The sequence below is a fragment of the Aquimarina macrocephali JAMB N27 genome (genome assembly GCF_000520995.1).
Lineage (GTDB): Bacteria > Bacteroidota > Bacteroidia > Flavobacteriales > Flavobacteriaceae > Aquimarina > Aquimarina macrocephali.
This window is the reverse complement of sequence record NZ_JACA01000007.1, coordinates 150,249-171,062: the sequence shown is the minus strand read 5'-3', so window position 1 is coordinate 171,062 and position 20,814 is coordinate 150,249. Positions and strand designations below refer to the sequence as shown.

At 31.6% G+C, this 20,814-nt stretch carries 18 protein-coding genes; 13 read left to right on the top strand and 5 right to left on the bottom strand.

Going from position 1 to position 20,814, the window contains the following annotated elements; genetic code table 11:
* The coding region (locus Z054_RS0107905) for a tetratricopeptide repeat protein (RefSeq protein ID WP_161635255.1) at positions 1 to 1,721 on the bottom strand (1,721 nt) is incomplete at its 3' end.
* 278 nt (positions 1,722 to 1,999) lie between these two features.
* Between Z054_RS0107905 and bcp the strand changes: the two genes are divergently transcribed.
* Positions 2,000 to 2,449, top strand: a complete 450-nt coding sequence (gene bcp, locus Z054_RS0107900) for a thioredoxin-dependent thiol peroxidase (RefSeq protein ID WP_024769541.1) — start codon at positions 2,000 to 2,002, stop codon at positions 2,447 to 2,449.
* A 78-nt stretch (positions 2,450 to 2,527) separates the two neighbouring features.
* Here the strand turns inward: bcp and Z054_RS0107895 are convergent, their stop codons facing one another.
* Positions 2,528 to 3,976 (bottom strand): TonB-dependent receptor, encoded by a 1,449-nt coding sequence (locus tag Z054_RS0107895; protein ID WP_024769540.1) that lies wholly within the window; start codon positions 3,974 to 3,976, stop codon positions 2,528 to 2,530.
* Positions 3,977 to 4,143: 167 nt separating this feature from the next.
* Here Z054_RS0107895 and Z054_RS0107890 point away from each other — a divergent pair, with 167 nt between their 5' ends.
* Both Z054_RS0107890 and Z054_RS0107885 read left to right on the top strand, forming a co-directional pair.
* Complete coding sequence (locus tag Z054_RS0107890; RefSeq protein ID WP_024769539.1) at positions 4,144 to 4,905, top strand: MBL fold metallo-hydrolase; 762 nt, start codon at positions 4,144 to 4,146, stop codon at positions 4,903 to 4,905.
* Between the two features lie 3 nt (positions 4,906 to 4,908).
* On the top strand, positions 4,909 to 5,406 hold the full coding sequence (locus tag Z054_RS0107885) for a hypothetical protein (protein ID WP_024769538.1): 498 nt from the start codon (positions 4,909 to 4,911) through the stop codon (positions 5,404 to 5,406).
* 60 nt (positions 5,407 to 5,466) lie between these two features.
* On the opposite strand, the gene Z054_RS0107880 is transcribed toward Z054_RS0107885, so the two are convergent.
* The 3 genes from Z054_RS0107880 to Z054_RS28085 all read right to left on the bottom strand — a co-directional run bounded on the left by Z054_RS0107880 (position 5,467) and on the right by Z054_RS28085 (position 11,809).
* Positions 5,467 to 6,309, bottom strand: coding sequence for a DUF4249 family protein (locus tag Z054_RS0107880; protein WP_024769537.1), 843 nt, complete (start codon positions 6,307 to 6,309; stop codon positions 5,467 to 5,469).
* Positions 6,310 to 6,323: 14 nt separating this feature from the next.
* Complete coding sequence (locus Z054_RS0107875) at positions 6,324 to 8,684, bottom strand: TonB-dependent receptor (protein ID WP_035091000.1); 2,361 nt, start codon at positions 8,682 to 8,684, stop codon at positions 6,324 to 6,326.
* 320 nt (positions 8,685 to 9,004) lie between these two features.
* Positions 9,005 to 11,809, bottom strand: coding sequence for an esterase-like activity of phytase family protein (locus Z054_RS28085; RefSeq protein WP_024769535.1), 2,805 nt, complete (start codon positions 11,807 to 11,809; stop codon positions 9,005 to 9,007).
* Between the two features lie 464 nt (positions 11,810 to 12,273).
* Here Z054_RS28085 and Z054_RS0107865 point away from each other — a divergent pair, with 464 nt between their 5' ends.
* From Z054_RS0107865 to Z054_RS0107820, 10 genes are all read left to right on the top strand, one after another.
* Positions 12,274 to 14,691: a glycoside hydrolase family 31 protein gene (locus Z054_RS0107865; RefSeq protein ID WP_024769534.1), complete on the top strand. Its 2,418-nt coding sequence runs from the start codon at positions 12,274 to 12,276 to the stop codon at positions 14,689 to 14,691.
* 134 nt (positions 14,692 to 14,825) lie between these two features.
* A complete protein-coding gene (locus Z054_RS0107860) occupies positions 14,826 to 15,221 on the top strand; it encodes a hypothetical protein (protein ID WP_152538496.1) in 396 nt (131 codons plus the stop codon).
* A 24-nt stretch (positions 15,222 to 15,245) separates the two neighbouring features.
* A complete protein-coding gene (locus tag Z054_RS0107855; RefSeq protein WP_024769532.1) occupies positions 15,246 to 15,791 on the top strand; it encodes an MOSC domain-containing protein in 546 nt (181 codons plus the stop codon).
* Between the two features lie 265 nt (positions 15,792 to 16,056).
* Positions 16,057 to 16,647, top strand: a complete 591-nt coding sequence (locus Z054_RS0107850) for a YdeI/OmpD-associated family protein (protein WP_024769531.1) — start codon at positions 16,057 to 16,059, stop codon at positions 16,645 to 16,647.
* Positions 16,648 to 16,718: 71 nt separating this feature from the next.
* Positions 16,719 to 16,976 carry a hypothetical protein gene (locus tag Z054_RS32110; protein WP_051473701.1) on the top strand — a complete coding sequence of 86 codons (258 nt, stop codon included), beginning with the start codon at positions 16,719 to 16,721 and terminating at the stop codon, positions 16,974 to 16,976.
* Complete coding sequence (locus Z054_RS30005; RefSeq protein WP_024769529.1) at positions 16,973 to 17,833, top strand: SH3 domain-containing protein; 861 nt, start codon at positions 16,973 to 16,975, stop codon at positions 17,831 to 17,833. The genes Z054_RS32110 and Z054_RS30005 overlap by 4 nt, the downstream gene beginning before the upstream one ends.
* A gap of 91 nt (positions 17,834 to 17,924) precedes the next feature.
* Positions 17,925 to 19,115, top strand: a complete 1,191-nt coding sequence (locus Z054_RS0107835; protein WP_161635254.1) for a TlpA family protein disulfide reductase — start codon at positions 17,925 to 17,927, stop codon at positions 19,113 to 19,115.
* Positions 19,116 to 19,202: 87 nt separating this feature from the next.
* A complete protein-coding gene (locus tag Z054_RS0107830; RefSeq protein ID WP_024769527.1) occupies positions 19,203 to 19,736 on the top strand; it encodes a hypothetical protein in 534 nt (177 codons plus the stop codon).
* A 202-nt stretch (positions 19,737 to 19,938) separates the two neighbouring features.
* Positions 19,939 to 20,178, top strand: a complete 240-nt coding sequence (locus tag Z054_RS0107825; RefSeq protein ID WP_024769526.1) for a hypothetical protein — start codon at positions 19,939 to 19,941, stop codon at positions 20,176 to 20,178.
* Positions 20,168 to 20,752, top strand: coding sequence for a hypothetical protein (locus tag Z054_RS0107820; protein ID WP_024769525.1), 585 nt, complete (start codon positions 20,168 to 20,170; stop codon positions 20,750 to 20,752). Before Z054_RS0107825 ends, Z054_RS0107820 begins: the two co-directional genes overlap by 11 nt.
* Positions 20,753 to 20,814 lie beyond the last annotated feature (62 nt).

Below are 20,814 nucleotides of genomic sequence, written 5' to 3'. Positions count from 1 at the left end.
TGATCCAGGCTAATAAACTCACTTCTTGAGTTATCTAACACTTGTCTGATCAGTTTTGAGAACTTTACCAGATATAAACTTGCTTTTTTTGCATCTCCCTGATTCATATAATCCTGTATAGAAGTCATGGCATTAAAAATAAAGTGCGGATTCATTTGTACACGCAGTAGGTTTTGTTCTATGTCCTGTGCTCTTTGTTTTAGTGCTAATCTTTTTTGTCGGTTTACTAAATAGAGCACCAATCCGACAAGTAGCAAAATAACACTAATAACCCCAAAAATAGTTTTATTAAAATTAGCTTGTTTTAATTCTAAAGACTGGATAGAGGCTTGTTGAGCCAAACTCTTGATTTCCTGCTCTTTTTTCTCAGTTTCATACTGTACTTGTAATTGTGATAATTGTTTTGATTTCTCTTTTCCTAAGATTGAGTCATAAATGGCATGATATCGTTCATAAGATTCGAGAGCAGCTTTATGATTACCCAATGCTTTCTCTACTTTTACTAAGCCATATAAAGCACTTTTTACAGAGGTAGAAAAACCAATCTCCTGACCAATAGTAATACTTTTGATAAGGTATTCTTTGGCCTGCTGATAATTTTTTAATTCGAATTCAATTTCACCTATGGTATTCATTACGATAGTAGATGAAGATTGCTCTCCAATTTCTTGACTTAATGACAATCCATTTTTTAAGTACTTCAGCGCTTCTTTATATTTTTTTTGATTGAGATATATTTCACCTATTAAGCAATAATTAGATATCATGATGCCTTTAATATTTAGATTTTTGGAAATTTTCAAGGATTTAAAAGAATATGCTATAGCTTTGGTATTGTCTCCTTGTTCAAAATAAATATTTCCAATATTTAAATAATCTACAGGTATACTTGATTGATTTTTAGTGCTTTCGCTAATTTTCAAGGATTTAAAATAATATTCTAACGCTAAGTCGTAATCTCCTAAAGTTTCATAAATAAACCCAATATTGCTAAGAGAAACAATAGTTTTTCTTTTACTGCCTATTTCATCATTGATTTTAGAAGCTTTTATAAAATATTCTAATGCAGAGGAATAATTACTTTGATACACATTGATTATTCCCATATTGTTGTATCCGGTAAAGAGCCCATTCTTGTTATTTAGTTCTTTAAATAACTCTAATGCTTTAAAATTATAATCTAATGCTTTGGTGTAATTTCCCAATCTGGCATGTGCTTGTCCAATATTGCTATAACAGAAAGCTATGTCTTTTTTATTCCCTAGAGAATCTTCTATTTTTAATACTTTTGTAAAGTGCTCTATTGCCATAGCATACTCACCTTTCTTTTTATATGTAAGTGCTAGATCATTATACGCTTTGGCTCTGCCATTTGCATATTTTGTTTTTTGATATATATTAAATTCTTTATCCGAGTGTTCTAATTTTATAATAGCCTGATTTATATTATAATGCGCATCAGAAATTCCTTCAATATAATTTAATTGTTTAGAAAGATTAATCGCTTGATTTGCATAGCTAAAGGTTTTAGTAGAATCTGTAGAAGAATATTGAAAAGCTATACTATTGTAGATATCTACTTTTTCTTTATCTGTGATTTCGGTTTTAAGTAGTTGTAATAAAGAATCTATTTTGACCTGGCTTTGCGCAAGAGTACTAAATATATTTATATAGATAAAAACAGCGAATAGAAGTATTTTTTTATGAATATTTAGAAACACAAACGGCGACATATATCAAATAACATTTATTTATATGCAAGAATACATAAATATCTGAACGCAACAAAAAGGTTGTGCCAGGTAATAGAAGTAAAGATTTAGATATCAAATTTATTTCTGAAGTATTAAGGTAAATCTAATTCTATTTTTTTGAAATTTTATAACTTGCCCTACTATACAAAAATAAGTAATAGATAAGTTGAATCTTATTGTTTATTACATACAAACTAGGATATTTAGTTACACAGATATTATAAACTACATTCAAATCATATACAATGACAACATTAAAAGCAGGGGATAAGGCCCCTAACTTTTCGGCACTAGATCAGGATGGAAATACAATTACTTTAGGCGACTATCAAGGAAAAAAACTTGTTGTTTTTTTCTACCCTAAAGCTAGTACTCCTGGATGCACAACAGAAGCCTGTAATCTAAGAGATAATTACCAGACTTTTCTGGCACAGGGTTATGAAATTATTGGAGTAAGTGCTGATAGCGCCAAACGACAGCAAAATTTCAAAAATAAATACGAACTGCCTTACCCGTTATTAGCAGATGAGGATAAAGCAGTAATTGAAGCATTTGGAGTGTGGGGCCCAAAGAAATTTATGGGTAGAGAATATGATGGAATTCATCGTACTACTTTTGTCATTGATGAAAAAGGAATAATTTCTGAAGTTATTGCAAAAGTGAAAACCAAAGATCACGCTGCACAAATTTTGTAGACGTAGGAATACTATGTATTAAAAAAGCAGTATAGTAAATAACTATACTGCTTTTTTAATACATTTTGTACCTGTAATTTACTTTACAGTTTCTATTGTTTTATATCCAAAAAAGTTATTGGCTTTTATCATTTCGGGAATAAGGTCCGGCAATTGATCTTCCCATCCAGATTCTCCCTCTTGAATTTTTTGTAATACTTCTCTTGAGAAAATATTCATAATAGAAGGATCATAATCCGTAATATCCTGTAGCTTTCCATTATACTTAAAGAACTTATAAAGCTCTTTCATTCTTGGGTGTACTTTAAGAGTATCACTAGTGGTTATCTCTCCTGTTTTATGATTTTTTAATGGGTATAAGTATACTTTTAAATCTTTAAAGAATAGTTTACCAAAAGCTTCCAGAATACCTCCACTAAGATGTCTGTAGTATTTTTCATCAAAAATATCTACCAAATTATTAACCCCCATAGAAAGTGCCATACGTTCTTTGGTGTAATTAGAGAAATACTCAACTACTTTGTAATATTCTTTAAAATTAGAAATCATTACCGTTTGCCCTAGAGAACAAAGTAACCTGGCTCTAGCCATAAAATCTTCTTCGTCGATTTCACCTTCTGCCCTTAAGTTCGATAGTGTTACCTCAAAGATGACTACGGTTTTGTCTTTATTTACTTTATTTTCACTCAAGAACATATTGAGTGATTTTTTATAGATATCCATATTAACCTTAGTCACGGGTCTAAAACTCCCACGCAGTGCCAATATGTTTTTCTTATATAATATTGCGGCAGGTAAAATATTATGTCCGTCGGGTCCAAACATTACCGCTTCGGTCATTCCATTCTTAACCAATTGTAGACTCATCAATCGATTATCTACTTTTGTAAATCGTGGTCCAGAAAAGTTAATAGTGTCAATCTCTATTTGATCTTTATCCAAATGATCATACAGATATCTCAATAATTTTTTTGGATTATCGTATTTGTAATATGCCCCATAAATAAGGTTAACGCCTAATATTCCTAATGTCATTTGCTGTAATCGGGCATCATTTTCATGAAACCGAATATGGAGCAAAATTTCATTATAATCTTCATTTGGTGTTGTTTGATATCGAATGCCTACCCAACCATGACCTTTATATTTCTTAGCAAAATCAATTGTTGCTACAGTATTTGCATAACTAAAAAACAGCTTATTAGGATGTTTCTCTCTGGTAATTCTTTCTTCTATAAGACCAACTTCATGCCTAAGCATTTTTTTTAATCTTGCTTCGGTAACATAACGTTTATCGTTTTCGATACCATAAATAGCATCACTAAAATCTTTATCATATGCACTCATTGCTTTTGCAATGGTACCAGAGGCTCCGCCTGCTCTAAAAAAATTCCGAGCAGTTTCCTGACCCGCACCTATTTCTGCAAAAGTACCATAGATGTTTTGGTTCAGGTTAATACGCAAAGCTTTACTCTTTATTGAAGGGACAGATTCAAATTCTTTATCTCCCATTATCTTAATAGGCATAGTAAAAAGGGCTTTTTTTGTTTACCGTAAAGGTAATAATACAATGAGTATTAAAAAAGGTTTGAATGTAAATTTCTATATTCCCTAATATTTTAAGTATTATTTATGGTGAATATGTGATTTTTGACCAAAAAAATATAAGTACATTTGCTCTAGTTTATTAAAGTATGGAAGTAACTTTTCTTGGTACAGGTACATCACAGGGGATTCCGATTATAGGAAGCACTCACCCTGTTTGTTTAAGTGACGATCCAAGAGATAAGCGACTTCGTGTTTCTATACTTGTATCTTGGGATGATTACCAGTACGTTGTGGATTGTGGACCAGATTTTAGACAGCAAATGCTCTCGAATCAGGTATCCCGAATTGATGGAGTAGTCTTTACTCATGAACACGCAGATCATACTATGGGATTAGATGATATACGGCCATTTTTTTTCAGGCAGGGCGATATTCCTATCTATGCGCATAAAAGAGTTTTACAAGCACTAAGAACGAGGTTTGAGTATATTTTTTCTTCAGAAAATAAATATCCCGGAGCGCCAAGTGTTATTGAAAATGAACTTACTAATCAACCTTTTCAATTGGGTAATCTGGATATTATTCCTATAAATACGTTTCATAACCGTTTGCAGGTTTTTGGATTTCGATTTAAAGATTTTGCATATCTAACAGATGTGAAAACGGTGGAAGAAGAGGAAAGATTAAAATTAAAAGGAGTTAAAGTTTTAGTGATTAATGCACTAAGAATAGAACCCCATCACTCGCACTTTAATTTGGAAGAAGCTCTCGAATTTATTGAAGAAATACAACCAGAAAAGGCATATCTTACTCATATAAGCCATATGTTAGGGTTTCATGCCGAAGTAGAGAGATCATTACCTAAAAATGTATATATAGCTTACGATAATTTAAAAATAACTATCTAGAATATGAAAAATAAGATCTTTTTATATCTATTCATTTTTGCAGCATTATTTATTCTTTTTCAGTTTATGAATGCCAAAAAAGCAAAAGAATCCTATGATACAAAAATAGAGAACTTAAAAACCAAAATTACAACAAAAGAAGCAACCATTGATTCACTGATTAGTGCTAATATGGATATTACCTATTTTACTTTAGAAAGTAATGAGGATGCAGTAAGTTACTTTGAAGAAATGGGGTATGATGCCAATAAATTAGCTTTAACGATAAGTGACCAGATTATTGGGCAAAATAAGGCAGGAAAGGATAATCCATTAATCCCATTTGTAGGGATGGAAGGTAATATGAGTATTAATAAAGTAAGATTACTAAATCACAAATGGATTATAGCTGATTTTACTGATGGTGTGTATTGGGGAGAGCTTTTTATTATTTATGAAGTGAAAGAAGGTGGTGTGATAGATTTTGAAGTTGAAAAATCATTTTTGTATCCAAAAGACTAGAAGAATATTTAATTTAATAAAGGCCAGGAGTATATCACCTGGCCTTTATTAAGTTTATCATTAATTAAAAGTATACGTTCTTCGTGATACTTGTGTTACTCTAAAATAACCATTGGCATAATTGCTGGCATTATCCAGATTAATACAATTTCCTTTTAAAGCAACTGGAGTTGCGCTAAAAAGACCGACACCTTCAGATTGCTCGATGAGTATTCTTATATAGTTATAATATCCCTCAGAAATACCGTATAAATCAATGTTTACAACATCTCCAGGTTTAAATTCTTCAGTTTTGGTTTCGGTATCTTCTTCTTTTTCATAATACCAGCTAATTTCATTACCATTTGCAAATTCATCGTCAAAATCTTCAAATTCTGCTAGGAGATCACCCACTTCTTTAAATCTGAAAAGGTAATAGTTATCTTCATCTTTTGGATCATCGAATTTAAGGTTAACCTCCAGAACTTCATCATCAAAACCATCTTCAGTTGATTGATTAACTTCTTTAATATCAACAACAGGCATTAATGTTTCTTTGGCAGAATAATTTTCTCCGTTATAGATCACCTCTAGCGTATAGGATTGATTAAGTACAGGTACAAATTCTGTAGTTGTATATTCTCCATTATTTTGATCAGTAAAAATAAACTCTACCCCGCTAGAGTCATTAGTTACTTTAACTGAAGCACCAGTAACACCTGTATTAGAGGTTGTATTAAAGTATGGAGTAGATGTACTTAATTTTATAGTTTGATTATTTCCCGTAGTACCTTTCTCCCAATCTAATGAGGCTTCAATAGTTAATCGGGCAGGAGCTGTTTGTAGATCCACATCTATTACATCTTCACAAGAGGTAAAGACGATAGTAAAAAGGAATATTATTATTTTAAAATAAGCTTTCATATGTTTATATTTTTTTAAAATTTGAAGTTATAGATTACCGATGGTACTATACCAAAAATTGCTGTTCTCGTGGCTTCATTTGCTCCTGTTTCTACATTTTGACCAAAGGATATTGAAGCTGCATTTTTCTGATTATATACATTGTATATTCCAAAGATCCATTCTCCTTTCCATCTCCTGTTTGGTTTTCTATTGGGTCTGTATGTTGCAGAGATATCAAGTCTGTGATAAGAGGGTAATCTATCAGAATTTCTATCAGAAAAGCTGGCTATAGACAATCCTTCATATTCGTATTGACCATTAGGATAGGTTACAGGTCTTCCGGTTTGAAAAACCAGATTAGCTCCAAAACTCCATTTATCAGTTAGTTTATAAGAACCTGTTACCGAAATATCATGTGTTCTGTCATATGCCGTATTATACCAATCTCCATTATTGATTCCTGGCCCTCCTGCATTACCGCCAAGACTTCTTTGTTCTGATTTTGATAAGGTATAAGAAACCCATCCTGTTAATTTACCTTCATTTTTACGTGCCAAAAATTCCAATCCGTAAGCTCTGGATTCTCCATTCAATATTTCGGTTTCAATAGTGTTGTTTCCTATTAAATCAGACCCATCAATATAATCTATTCGATTATCAGTGGTTTTATAATAAACTTCTGCTTCCAAAGAGTACATCTTATCTTTAAAGTTTCTGAAATACCCTAATGCATATTGATCTGATAGTTGTGGTTTTATATATTTTCCACTTGGTGTCCAAACATCTAATGGTGTAACAGAAGTAGTATTGGATAATAAATGGATATATTGCGCTGCTCTTGAGTATCCCATTTTAATAGAAGAGACATCATTTAATTGATATGCTAAGGATGCTCTGGGTTCAAAGTTTCCAAAACTTTTGATTGTTTCACTTTTCTTATAATCGGTTTCTCCTATTTCGACACCTCGTTCATAAAAACCTAAAGTACTATTATAAACAACAGGTTGGTCATTAGCATAATTTTTCAAAGCTTGCCCACCTAAACGACTAAAAGCACTATATCTAACACCATATTGTACTGTTAGCTTATCGGTAAGTTTATGCTCTGCATTTACATATACACCACTTTCCAAAGCTTTTTTTCGATCCAGAGATAAAGGGTTTATCGAAGAAGATTCTGATGTTGGCTGCACTTGCCCTGGGTCAAAATCATAATAGATACCGCTAATCCCAAAGTCTAATTTAAATTTATCACTCGCATAATATTTAAGATCATATTTGGCATTGTAGTTATTGATTGACGAAATCCATTCGAATTGCTCGATAGCAATATCTAAATCATAATCGTATTTACTATAGATAAGAGATAAGTTCGAAAATAATTTATCATTAAAGATATGGTTCCATCTTAAATTTCCTGATAGGTTTCCGTAGCTGGTTTTGAAATTATTTCCAAATTTAAAGGTATCTCTACCATAATATCCAGATAAGTATAATTTATTATTTTCGTTTAATTTATAATTGGTTTTAAGGTTTACATCATAAAACCCAACGGTATTTTTCTCTCCAGCTGCTTTTAAGATAAGATCGACATATGAACCTCTACCTGCAACCAAAAAAGAACCTTTATCACTAAATAAAGGACCTTCGGCGGCTAATCGGCTAGAAATTACACCAATTCCCCCGGTAAGACTAAATCTCTTATTGTTTCCATCCTTTTGACGAACATCCAGGACAGAAGAAGTTCTACCACCAAAACGAGCAGGAATCCCTCCTTTATATAATTTAATATCTTTAATAGCATCTGCATTAAAAACAGAAAAGAAGCCTAATAAATGAGAGGTATTATAAATTATAGCTTCATCGAGTAATACTAAATTTTGATCCGCGGCTCCTCCTCTTACATGAAACCCACTAGAGCCTTCACCATTATTGGTTACACCTGGCAGCATTTGAATAGATTTTATAATATCTACTTCTCCTAATACTACGGGCATTTGCTTTACAGTCTTGATGTTTAGCTTAGAGACACTCATTTCGGGTTTTCTAAGACTTACACGCTCTGTCTCTTCACTTTTAATAATTACTTCATCTAATTCTGTAGAAGATTCAATAATATCAAAATCTATCTTTTGATTTTTATCAAGTATTACTTCTTTATTAATATCTGCATACCCTACATAGGAGGCAATAAGTGTGTAGTTTCCTTTTGGAGCGGTAATAGAATAAAAACCATACTCATTAGTGATAACACCAATAGAAGTACCCTTCAAAAAAACGGAAGCGCCAAAAAGTGTCTCCCCATTATTATTATCTTTAATCGTACCACTTATTGTATAGTTGTCTTGTGCCATCGCACTGGTACTAACAAAAAATATAGTCAAACAGCACATTATTAATTGCTGCGTCCTTTTTTTTAGATTTCTAAATTTAAAATGTCGATGCATATTGGTTTTGTTTTATAACTTTTGATTTGATTGAGTTGTTAAAAAAATAATTACGTATTAATGATTTTGTATTTCATAGACAATTCAGAAAACCAAGGGTTGCATGGATAACAAAATATTTAATTTTCGCTTTACATATAAACTATTAAAGTCTTGTTATTACTGTGGTTATTAAGCAAAAAAGCATACTATCTAAAAAAACCACCGGTGTAGGTGGTTTTTCTGTTTAGTTAATTTATTAAGTGATGTGAAGTTAGTATGCGATATTATTTTTTTAAGAGTTTCTTTTTGATAAACTCTCCATCGATCTCGATTACAGCGATATAGATTCCTTTAGAAACTTCAAAACCATTTTTTGATGTACCATTCCAGGTATATGTAAAGCCTTCATCATTTTGCTGTTGATCTACTAATTCTCTAATAAGGTTGCCATGTATGTCATAAATATCAATAGATACAGTATTTTCTTTTTTTATGGTATTGAAAAAAGTAACCTCATTTCTAAATGTATTTGGATATACTTTAATAGTATTGGCGGTTGTATTGTTTTTGTTAGACTTTATTTCGTCCCATTGTCTTCCTAATGGTTGATCTAACCATAAAAGTATAAACTCATTATCATCAGGTAGTCCCATACCTATATGGCGACCTACACTAAAAGGGTAGTTATTATCATTGAGTACACCAATTAAAAAAGGATTAAATACAACTACGCTTTCTATTGTAACAAATGGAAATGCAAAATCTTTTCCTATTCCTATATCACCTTCTAATCCTGGTTCAGAAATTCTACGAATATCATTGATTTTAAGAAGATCAACATTTAGTCGTTTTTCTATCAATGTTTTGTCTTTATCTAATTCAACCTCATAAATTGCTTTATAACCATTTATATCTCCTTGAGAGCCATCACGCTCTATGATTAGTCCTCTTTTTGAGTTAAACATGATAAAATCTCCTATTGCACTAGCTTTCTTATCAAGAGGATATTCAAACCTTTTACCTGTATATGATTTACTTTCTAAATCGAATTCATGAATCAGCAAATTATTAGTATCAGAACCTTTAAGAGGTTTTTCTAATAAGGGCAATAGCGTTTTTTTATCGGTGCTTAATGCCATTCCTTCAAAGCCTCCACTTCCTTTTACCCGAAAAGGAGTGTCTAATTTTGTATTTCTATATGGCCAATATAGTCCCGCTAGCCATGGAGTATTTTTCCCATTTTGATCTTGTAAATTGGTTCCATCTCCTGCATTACCTACTTTTGGAAAATCACCAAATAAACATATTGTTCGTATCTCTGGGTATTTTTTATGAGCAATAAGAAGTGTCCTGAAATCAAAACTTTGAATATCTGCCCGATCCGTAAGATTATTTGCAACGATTACATCGGCCACAGCTGTTGTAAAAGTTTTAGGATCTACTGTTCTATTTGCAAAAACATCCCCACGATCATCGATATCCGTCCTAGGATTAATTTTGGTTTCAATATTAAAACGAACCTTGGATGCATTCTTCCAACGTTTCACTGCCTCGGGATCTGAAGCCCCAGGTCCGTTTTGGTAGTATGATGTATAAAAATTCACAAAATCGAATAGCTGTTGTAAAGAAGGCATAATATAAGGATCTATAAACCTATTCTGTTTTGCAAAAGCTACAGCAACCGGTGATAAAGAGAGATCATTAGTTTGAGAAGGCCTTCCATTTAAGATTTTATCAGCAATAAATATATTTTGAATTTGATCTAAGGAGAGATCTTTAACAAGAACTTCATCTTTAAACTCATAGGGTGTACCATCTGCTTTACGTGCTTTTGAAGCTTCGATATGCGGATCATGATCCAAAACAGGAATTCTATCCAGAGTAATGCCGCAATCAGTTTCTATAGTTGGCATCAGAAAATCCAATGCTGCCTCTATAGCGGGTAATGTATTCTCTGGGCGTAAGTTTCTGGCACCTCTATGACCTTGTGCATCAAATAAATTGATATTGATCAACCCTTCAGAAGTCATAAAATCGGGTTGACCATCTTTATTTTTATCAAAGTTTTGAAGAGCTTCTAATAATACATCAGGACGATCAGAGATAATTCCCTGTACACCAAGATCCAAAAGCAGGTTTATGTTTTCAAGATCATTTACCGTATATACAACTACTTGGTGACCTGCACGATTTAAAGAAGAGACATTAAATAATTCGCTCGATGCAGCGGCTAGGGTAGAAGGAGGGTTTTTTCTGCTTTCTACTACCGTATTGGTATTTTGATCATCAAGCATCACATACCATGGAGACATTACCGGAGATTTGCTTCCATATGCTTTTGCATGTGACCGCATAGCATTCATTATCCGTAGGGCACTATACTCCTCGCTATATGGATTCTGTGGTGCACGAAGTTCTATCCCAGGGGTTTCAAAATCAGGTAGTGGGACCGGAGAATCCATTAAAACACCATTCTTATCAAAATGTAATAAGAAAGGTCCAAATTCATCACCAATCCAATAATCACCGTTAGCAGTTCTTTGTATAGATTCTATATCAAAATCCGCTCCGGTAAGAACTCTCGAATCACTAAAATGATTTGTAATGGCAAAAGGAATCAAACCATTAGGATCTCGCAATTCGATATAATTTAATATATCAATAGATCCATTACCCCAACCAATAATGCTTTTGAAATTTGGCTTAATTCTATACAGGCGAAGATTATAATCTGATGAGTTTTCGATACTCCCAAAACCATTATCAGATAATACGGTGAAGGTTCCGTCGTAGTTGTTTAAAATTGAAGAAAACCCTTGTATTGGCTGTTTATTATAAAAAGGAACTGGTTGTTGATTGATTAATCCTTGGTTGATGTATTGTCCTGAGGTGGGTCCATTGGAGAAGCTGGCAGCTGTTAGAACTGCTCTGGATATCAATATATCTCCAAAGTTTATGAAGGACTTACCAGTTCCTTTTAGGTATGTTTTTCTATTAAAATGGTTATCGGTAGGAAGATCGAATTTAGATTTCTCTATAGATTCATCTTTTGAAGTCAATTTTTGAGCTTGTAATGTAAATAGCCCCATACATAGTATACTTATAAGTATACAGTGTTTTATTTTAGAAATGATTAAGTAATGACGTTTCATGGCGTGTTGTACATTTAAGATTTGCTTGGTTAATGACACCCTAAATTTACATCGCGTATATTACCTGATTGTTTATCATTCTTAAATAAATGATTATGTCTGTTATCTATTTTTATTTTTCTGAATTTACCGTAATGAAATGCTTTTTTTACTTGTAATATCGGCTTCAGCAAAGTTTTGTTACCCAATATGCAGCACTTTATGATGAACTTATTTAGAAGCCTGATTTGTACTAGAAATTTTCACGAAAACGTTGTAGTGATTTTTTGTGATTCTTATTAAGTAAATTGAGTTTTACTGAAAAATCAATAATTCTTCTCGTGCAGCTATCGTTATATCCTTATTCTATTGGGATTCCGTTATATTTGAGTACTATCTATTGATAAAAATACATGTTGAATATGAATTCTAAGTTTACCTTTTTTCTAGTATTTGTAGCACTTATACTCACGACAACTTCTTGTAAAAAGAAGTACGAAGGCCCAAATCAAGGCTTCAAAAAAAAAGACACTCATATCGAGGTGTTTAAGGATAATGGAAAATATATAATTAAACCTTATTCTGATAAAATTATAGAAACCTCATTTATACCAACAGGGGAAACATTTGATTCACAATCTCATGCTGTAATCTTAAACTCTATTGCTACAAAAATACAGGTATTAGAAAATGATAGTGTATTGACTATACATACCAATGGGATTGATGTTCATATCACCAAAGAACCTTTTCATATTTCATATACGTATAAGGGAAAGAAGCTGATTTCTGAAAAAGGGGGATATATAAAAACAGATTCTACCGAAATTTTAGATTTTAACCTGGATAAAAGTGAAGTGATTTACGGAGCTGGATCTCGAGTGGTAGGGATGAATCGTAGAGGTAAAAGACTTCAGTTATACAATAGAGCTCATTATGGGTATGAAAATTATTCTGAATTAATGAATTTTACAATGCCTTTGGTGCTTTCTTCTAAAATATATGCTGTTCATTTTGATAATGCTCCGATTGGATTTTTAGATATAGATAGTAAAAAAGATAATACACTACAATATGAAACCATTAACGGAAGAAAAACATATCAGGTAGTTGCAGGGGATGATTGGAAAGACCTAATAGATCAATATACCAACCTCACAGGAAAACAACCATTGCCTCCTCGTTGGGCATTTGGAAATTTTGCGAGTCGTTTCGGGTATCATTCTGAAAAAGAAACCAAAGAAACTATAGCTAGATTTAAAGCAGATAGTATACCACTAGATGCAGTGATTCTGGATATTTATTGGTTTGGAAAAGAGATCAAGGGACATATGGGGAATTTTGAGTTTTTGAAAGACTCATTTCCAAATCCAAAACAGATGATAAATGATTTTAAAGATCAGGGAATCAAAACAATATTGATTACAGAGCCTTTTGTATTAACGACTTCAAAAAAATGGGATGATGCCGTGAAGAGAGGTGTCTTAGGAAAAGATATGAAAGGGAATCCATTTCAATATGATTTTTATTTTGGAAATACCGGAATTATAGATATTTATAATCCTGAAGGAAAAGAATGGTTTTGGGATATTTATGCTACATATACTCGCGATTATGGAGTAGCAGGTTGGTGGGGTGATTTAGGAGAACCCGAAGTGCATCCTTCAGAATTACAGCATGCTACAGGAAGTGCAGATGAGGTTCATAATATTTATGGACATGATTGGGCGCGATTGGTACAGGAAGGGTACCAAAGAGATTTCCCTGATCAACGTCCATTTATATTAATGCGTTCGGGATATTCTGGATCTCAACGATTTGGAATGATCCCATGGTCTGGCGATGTAAGTAGAAGCTGGGGTGGTTTGCAATCCCAAACAGAAATAGCATTGCAGATGGGGATGCAGGGATTAGGGTATATGCATTCTGACCTGGGAGGATTTGCTGGCGGTGAGGTTTTTGATTCAGAATTGTATACTCGCTGGTTACAATATGGAGTGTTTCAACCAATATTCAGACCACATGCTCAGGAACAGATTGCACCAGAACCTGTTTTTCATGATATAAAGACAAAAGCTTTAGCCAAGAAAAGTATCGAACTTAGATATAGCTTACTACCTTATAATTACACCATTGCTTTTGATAATAATCAAATGGGATTACCATTAATGCGCCCTTTGTTTTTTGAAAGTACAGATAATAAAGAATTATCCGAAATAAGTTTTGCCTATATGTGGGGAGACCATTTTCTGGTATCACCCATAGTACAACCAGGTATTGCATCTATGGATATTCCGTTTCCAAATGGAACTAATTGGTACGACTTCTTTACCGGACAAAAATTTGAAGGAGGAACATTTAAAACAGTTGAAATAGTAGAAGATCACATTCCTGTATTTGTAAAAGCAGGAGCATTTATTCCTATGGTAAAACCTGTACAAACCACAGAAATGTATACGACCAAAGATATAACACTACATTATTATCATGATGATCAAGTGAAGACAAGTTATGGTAAACTGTATGATGATGATGGTAAAACGCCTAATGCTTTTGAAAATGGAAAGTATGAAATATTAAAATTTGATAGTAAAACGACTCCTGAAAAATTATCTGTAACATTATCAGCAGAAAAAGGAGCCAATTACACATCAAGTGACAGAAAAGTGACTTTGATTATTCATAATATTAAAACTGAACCAAAATCTATAACAATAAAGGGAAGTTCTACTTTGTTTGATTGGGATGAAAAAGATAAAAAGCTGAAAGTAAGCCTTAATTGGAATTCTAAAGAAACTAAAAACGTGGATATTTCTTTGCAAAAGAATCTAAAAATATAGATATTGTATGTCTTAAAACCTTTAATCGATTAAGAATTAAAAGAAAATAAATACGGGTAATTTAGTATTATAAATTGCGATTGGTATTTCTTTGGATTTGCATCAAAATTCTAAGGTTTTTAATGCAAAAAAATATGAAAATCAAGAGTATACTGTTTTTTTTTATTGCCTTAATTTTAGTTGGATGTAAAACCGATGATATAGTTTGGCTTGATGGCCAGTGGGAAGGAGTAGGGTGTCAATTAGATTTAGAAGATAATAATACCTGGTCTATTAATTTAGAGATCGATATTTACCGACAATCATTTGAGATAAAATATCCAAGTTTAGAATGTTCTGGACAATGGGAACTGGTCGAGTATTCATATAATCGTGCTACTTTTAATGAATTAATTTTAGAGAACACCAATAGCTGTATAAAAGAAGGAACCGTAATCATAACCAAAGTGGATGAAAATCATATTAGTTTTAGCTATTATATTATAGATGGAAAAGATGTCTTAGCTTTTTCTACGTTGAAAAGAAAATAAGAATATTGGCGTATTATATACTAAATGAGGAAAGGAAAGATACTAGGTGTAAGCAAGAGTCAATCTCACACTTTTACTAAATTTAGTTGCGAGCATATAACTCTTATCAAAGGATTGGGCATTAAAGGAGATGCCCATATGGGAAAAACAGTAAAACATAGATCTAGAGTATTAAAAGATCCTACCCAACCAAATTTAAGACAAGTACACCTGATTCATTCTGAACTATTTGAGGAATTGAAGCAGAAAGGGTTTTATATCAAAAATGGAGAGATGGGAGAGAATATTACTACTATCGGGGTAGATTTATTAGGCCTTCCTAAGAGTACTATTCTGAAGCTTGGTGAGAAAGTGAAAATTAGAATAACCGGTTTAAGAAATCCTTGTAATCAATTAAATTCTATAAAAGAAGGATTGATGAAAGCTGTTTTGGATACTGATGAGAATGGGGATTTAATAAGAAAAGCCGGTATTATGGGAGTGGTGGTAGAAGGTGGAGAAATATCTGTTGGAGACGAAATTGAAATTTTATTACCCGAAGAACCTTACCATAAACTAGAAAGAGTATAAGAAAAAGGATACTATATCTACTTGTTGTGCATTTAGATATTTTTTTAACTATAATCCGTCAATTCGAGTGATTCGACTTTAGGAGAAGTGTATCGAGAATAGGATTTTAGCTTTAAAAAGCTATTCTCGATACATTTTGTCTCCATTCCATTACGACAAAACACTCGAATTGACGCTTTTTTTGTAATAATCTTCCTAAATGCACAACGGGTTATATCTATAATTTAGTAGTGTTCTGAAACGTATAAATTTAATACCTGGAGTTATGCAAAAAAATAAATCAGTCGAAGAATTTATTTCAAAGAAAGAAGAATGGAAAGAAGCATTAGAAATCTTAAGATCAATAATGCTTACTACAGAAATGGAAGAGACTATAAAATGGGGGATTCCGGTTTATACTATTAATGGAAAAAATGTAATAGGAATAGGAGCATTTAAGTCCTATGTAGGGATTTGGTTTTATCAAGGGGTGTTTTTAGAAGATAAGGCAAAGAAGTTGTTAAATGCTCAAGAAGGAAAAACCAAAGGTTTACGACAATGGAGATTTAATACTACTGATGAGATAGACAAAAAATTAATACTTCAGTATGTAAAAGAGGCGATTAGAAACCAAAAAGAAGGTAAAGAAATCAAACCAGAAAGGTCAAAAACAATCGAGATTCCTTCTGAATTATTAACTGCACTGAATGCTAATGATAATTTAAAAAAATCTTTTGAACAACTAACTCCTTTCAAACAAAAAGAATACGCAGAATATATTACTACTGCAAAACGAGAAGCTACTCGTATATCGAGATTAGAAAAAATAAGCCCAATGATACTCGATGGTATTGGGTTGAATGATAAGTATCGATAAAATTAATATTATTCTTATATAAACGTTAGCATTAATACATAAATAGATTGATAAAAAAACTCATCTGCATATTGACATTAATATTTCTGACTTCTTGTTTAAGTAATAAAGAACTAAAAGAAGGTTGGTGGAAATATGGTGACGGATATCATATTGGAGATGTAATAAGTTTTGAAAGATACAATCTGGTCAATGATACTTTATATCTAAAAGATATACCAAAAGCATTATTAATTAGTCAAGAAGAAAGTGTTTTTGGCTTTACAAGTAGAAAAATCGTAATTAGGGATTTAAAATCAAACGAAACAGGTACTTATTATCAAAAATGAATAAAGTAATATTAAGCATACTATTAATTTTAACATATAATATTTCTTATGGACAAGAAATATTATATGTTAATGCGGACAATGGTTTAATAATTAGAGAAGAACCTAATAAAAAATCTAAAAGATTAGGCAAATTTAAATATGCTGAGAAAATTAAAGTTCAAGAAAAAACCAACATTAAATTTTTCATAGTTGATAATGGAGAAAAAATAAACGGTTCGTGGCTAAAAGTTCAAGGGATTGTAAATAGTAAAGTTACTAGTGGCTATGTCTTTAGTGGTTTTCTAATAGATAAGGTTCTAAAAGAACGGGTAGAAATAAAGTTTAATGATTTTATCTTAGAATTAGATAATATTGGGCTAATGGGAGATTTAACAGTATTATCAAAAGTTCAAAAGGATACGGCTAAAGTAAGTTTAGATTTATCTGGAACACCTGAAAACAAATTCCTCAAAATCATTCAGAAAAAATATAAGAAAATAGAAGTTTTTCAACGCTATGAGAATAGTATTACGATAATGGATGAAGGTCCTCATTGTGACCTCACGGAATGGAAACATTTCTACTCTGAGTGGAAAAAACTACCATATAATAAAATCAAAAATTCATTTAAAACCTTTAAATATTCAACGAAAGATTGGGAGAAGTTTATTCCTGTAAAAATCAATGAACTTAAAAGTGCAGTTGATGAATTTTGCGGAGAAAAATGGTCTAAGTTGATAAAAAACATTAAAACAGCAAATGAATACCCAAGTGGAGTTTCAATGAGCAAAATATTTTTAAAAGTTATCCTGACTAATAAAAACGATCAGATTACCGAAAAAATTATTGAGTTTGAAATTCCAATGGGATGCTAAAAAACTAATGCTAACAATTTGTATAATGCATATGCACCCTTCGGGATGCAAACGCATCATACAAGAGACGTTATATGTAATCGCAAATATTATGAAAAAAACACTGCTTGAAAAGGTTTTTATGTTGACTTCGCTTAGTTTCTTGATTTTGAGTTGTAAAAAAACGGATACAGAAATTTTAAACAAAACAATTACAAAAATAAATTCATTAGAAACTATCGAATATCAATGGACAAGAAAAATGGTTTCAACGAAACTTCCTTCTAATAACCGAGTTGATAGTGCTAATGCTTATTTTGACTTTTCAAGTAGAGATACTTTGATCGGTACAAAATATCATTTTAATGGGGTATATGGAGAAAGAGTTTTTGACGGAGTGACAGAATTTAAAACTGATCCTGAGAGAAAAACTGTCATATATAATGGGCAACCAAAAAAATATGATGTCACTAATTCATATTCAATGTCGCATTCTATTTTTGAAATTAAAAAATTATTACCTAAGTTACTTGTTGATACAACCATTATCTCTGAACACAAACCAGACACTTTAATAAATAATATCGAATGTTATAAATTTAAATTCTCTATCCCAAATAGATATATTGGTATGGAAGCAATTTTAGTTAATACTGATATAGAAAATTATGTTTTAGAATATACTATTGCAATATCAAAAAATGAATATCTCCCAATTCAAATCAAAACTACGTACCCTCAAAAAGCTGGATATACTGCGACAACATTGAAAAATATAAAAATTCCGTCAAAGAGAAATGATTCTATTTGGAACTATAAAATATTTTCAAAAGGATACCTGACTTTATCTCAAAGTGATTATAATAAAAGAAGACGTAATAAAAACTCTACCAAAATTGGTCAGTTAGCCAAGAATTGGACTTTACCAAATATTAAAGGGGATTCAATTTCCTTTTCTAAACTGGATAAAAATCTAATTCTATTGGAATTTTGGTATCCTGGTTGCCTTCCGTGTGTGAAAGCCATTCCTATTATTAATGAAATACAACATAAATATGGTGAAAAAGGTTTTGCAGCATATGGAATAGAGTTCACTCTATCAAGTGATGAAGGGTTAGGCAAATATATAAAAGAGCAGAACATTAGGTATCAGACCTTATATATGGGGAGTGAGACAGCCAAAGATTATGGAGTGTATGCTGCTCCAACATTCTTCTTAATAAAGAAAAGTGGTGAAATAATATATACAAATGTCGGTTTGAATAAAGAAGAATTGATTAAAAAAATAGAAGAAAACATATAACACAATGTATGAAATCATGATGCCCTAAAAGGTGGCATTCCGCCTCATACATAAAACGTTGTGTACAATTATGAAGTTTATTGTAAAATGAATAAAGAAATAAAAATATACATTGGAATCACAGCATTGATGTTAATTGATTTAATTCTTTATTTAACTTTAGATATTTCCTTTATTGGAAATTTAATAGATCGAATTATTCTCTGGGTTTGGTTTCTTAGTACTTTCTATATCGTTTTTAAATTTATTAGAAAAAAGTGGGCGAAAATTTATGGAGGTATTCTGATTGTTATAATTGGACTGAGTCTATTACCCATGATGATTCCTTTTTTAACAACCATTGGATTTGCAATAGTGAATGAAAATTCAGTGAAAATTGATAATGAAATTCATATTCGTGAAACTTCGAAAAGTGTAATTGCGATGCCATATATATCCATATTAAGGAATTATTGGATATTCGAACGTGAAATTGGAAAAACGGAATATGATTTTGAAATAGACGATGAGTTTTTCGGAATTGATGACGCGAAATCTATTAAAAGATTACCAAAATTAAATGACAAAAAAATAAGACTCGAATTTGAATTTGAGAACGGAAAAGTAATACGAGAAATATAAAAGAACTGTACACAACACCAAGTATGTGATCATAGCAGTTAAGTGATTACCCAAAGATTCTTTTATATTTGCTATGGCGCCAAGATTTTATGATGAGAAAATTATAAAATCAACGCAGAAAAAGTCGATGGCAAGGTAACATTTTGCTCTGCTACTACACATACTTATAACGTTCTTCGCAATTTTACCAACCAACAAACGAATGAATAAACATCATATTTTGAATACAATTAAGTTTATAGGAAAATCAATTCTTGTACTTCTGACAGGTATTTTAATATTTGCATATTCAATTGCATTAATCGAGAAAATACAACGTCCGTCTTTTAAAAACTTACCGACAAATGAATTTGTAATTATCGGAATAATTTTACTGATTTTGATTTTTGTAAATCTAAAATGGGTTTTCGGAATTTTTAAAACCAAACTAAATGAAAAGTAAGATAACTATCATCTTTCTGATTATAATATTAGTTTCTTGCAAAAATGAAACTGAACAGAAATCGGAATTTGCAAAATCTGATTTTAATATAAAAACTGAATTAACCGATTTTAAGAATAAAATGACTGAATTAGATACAATCAAAATTTGGTTTGACCATTCTGTTTGCACCTATCAAGCAGTTGAACGCATTGAAATAACAAAAAAATCTGATTCAATTAAAATACGAACTGAATTTAACGAAGAAACTTTTAACGAAAATCCCGAATGGAAATTGGTTTATGAAAATAAAATACCAAAAACCGATTCAATATGGAAAATTGAGGAATTCTTTAAACGGAATGTAGAGAGACAAAAGTCTGAAGAAAAAGATTATGGAACTCTTCAGGTTTCGCACAAAGGAATTAAAGTTCATTATTTTACTAATGGTTTAGTTGACTTAAATAGATTTATGGCTGACTATTTTAAAACTATGAAAGGTTTACATCCAGAAAACATAGATAATATTTATGGTGTCGAAATCGAAAAAATCATAGACGAAGAAATAATAGAAACGGAATTAAAATCTGAATAAAAACTGCGTAGAACACCGTGTAAAATTAATGGCTGGCTATCATCGCTTACTTACGAAAATCC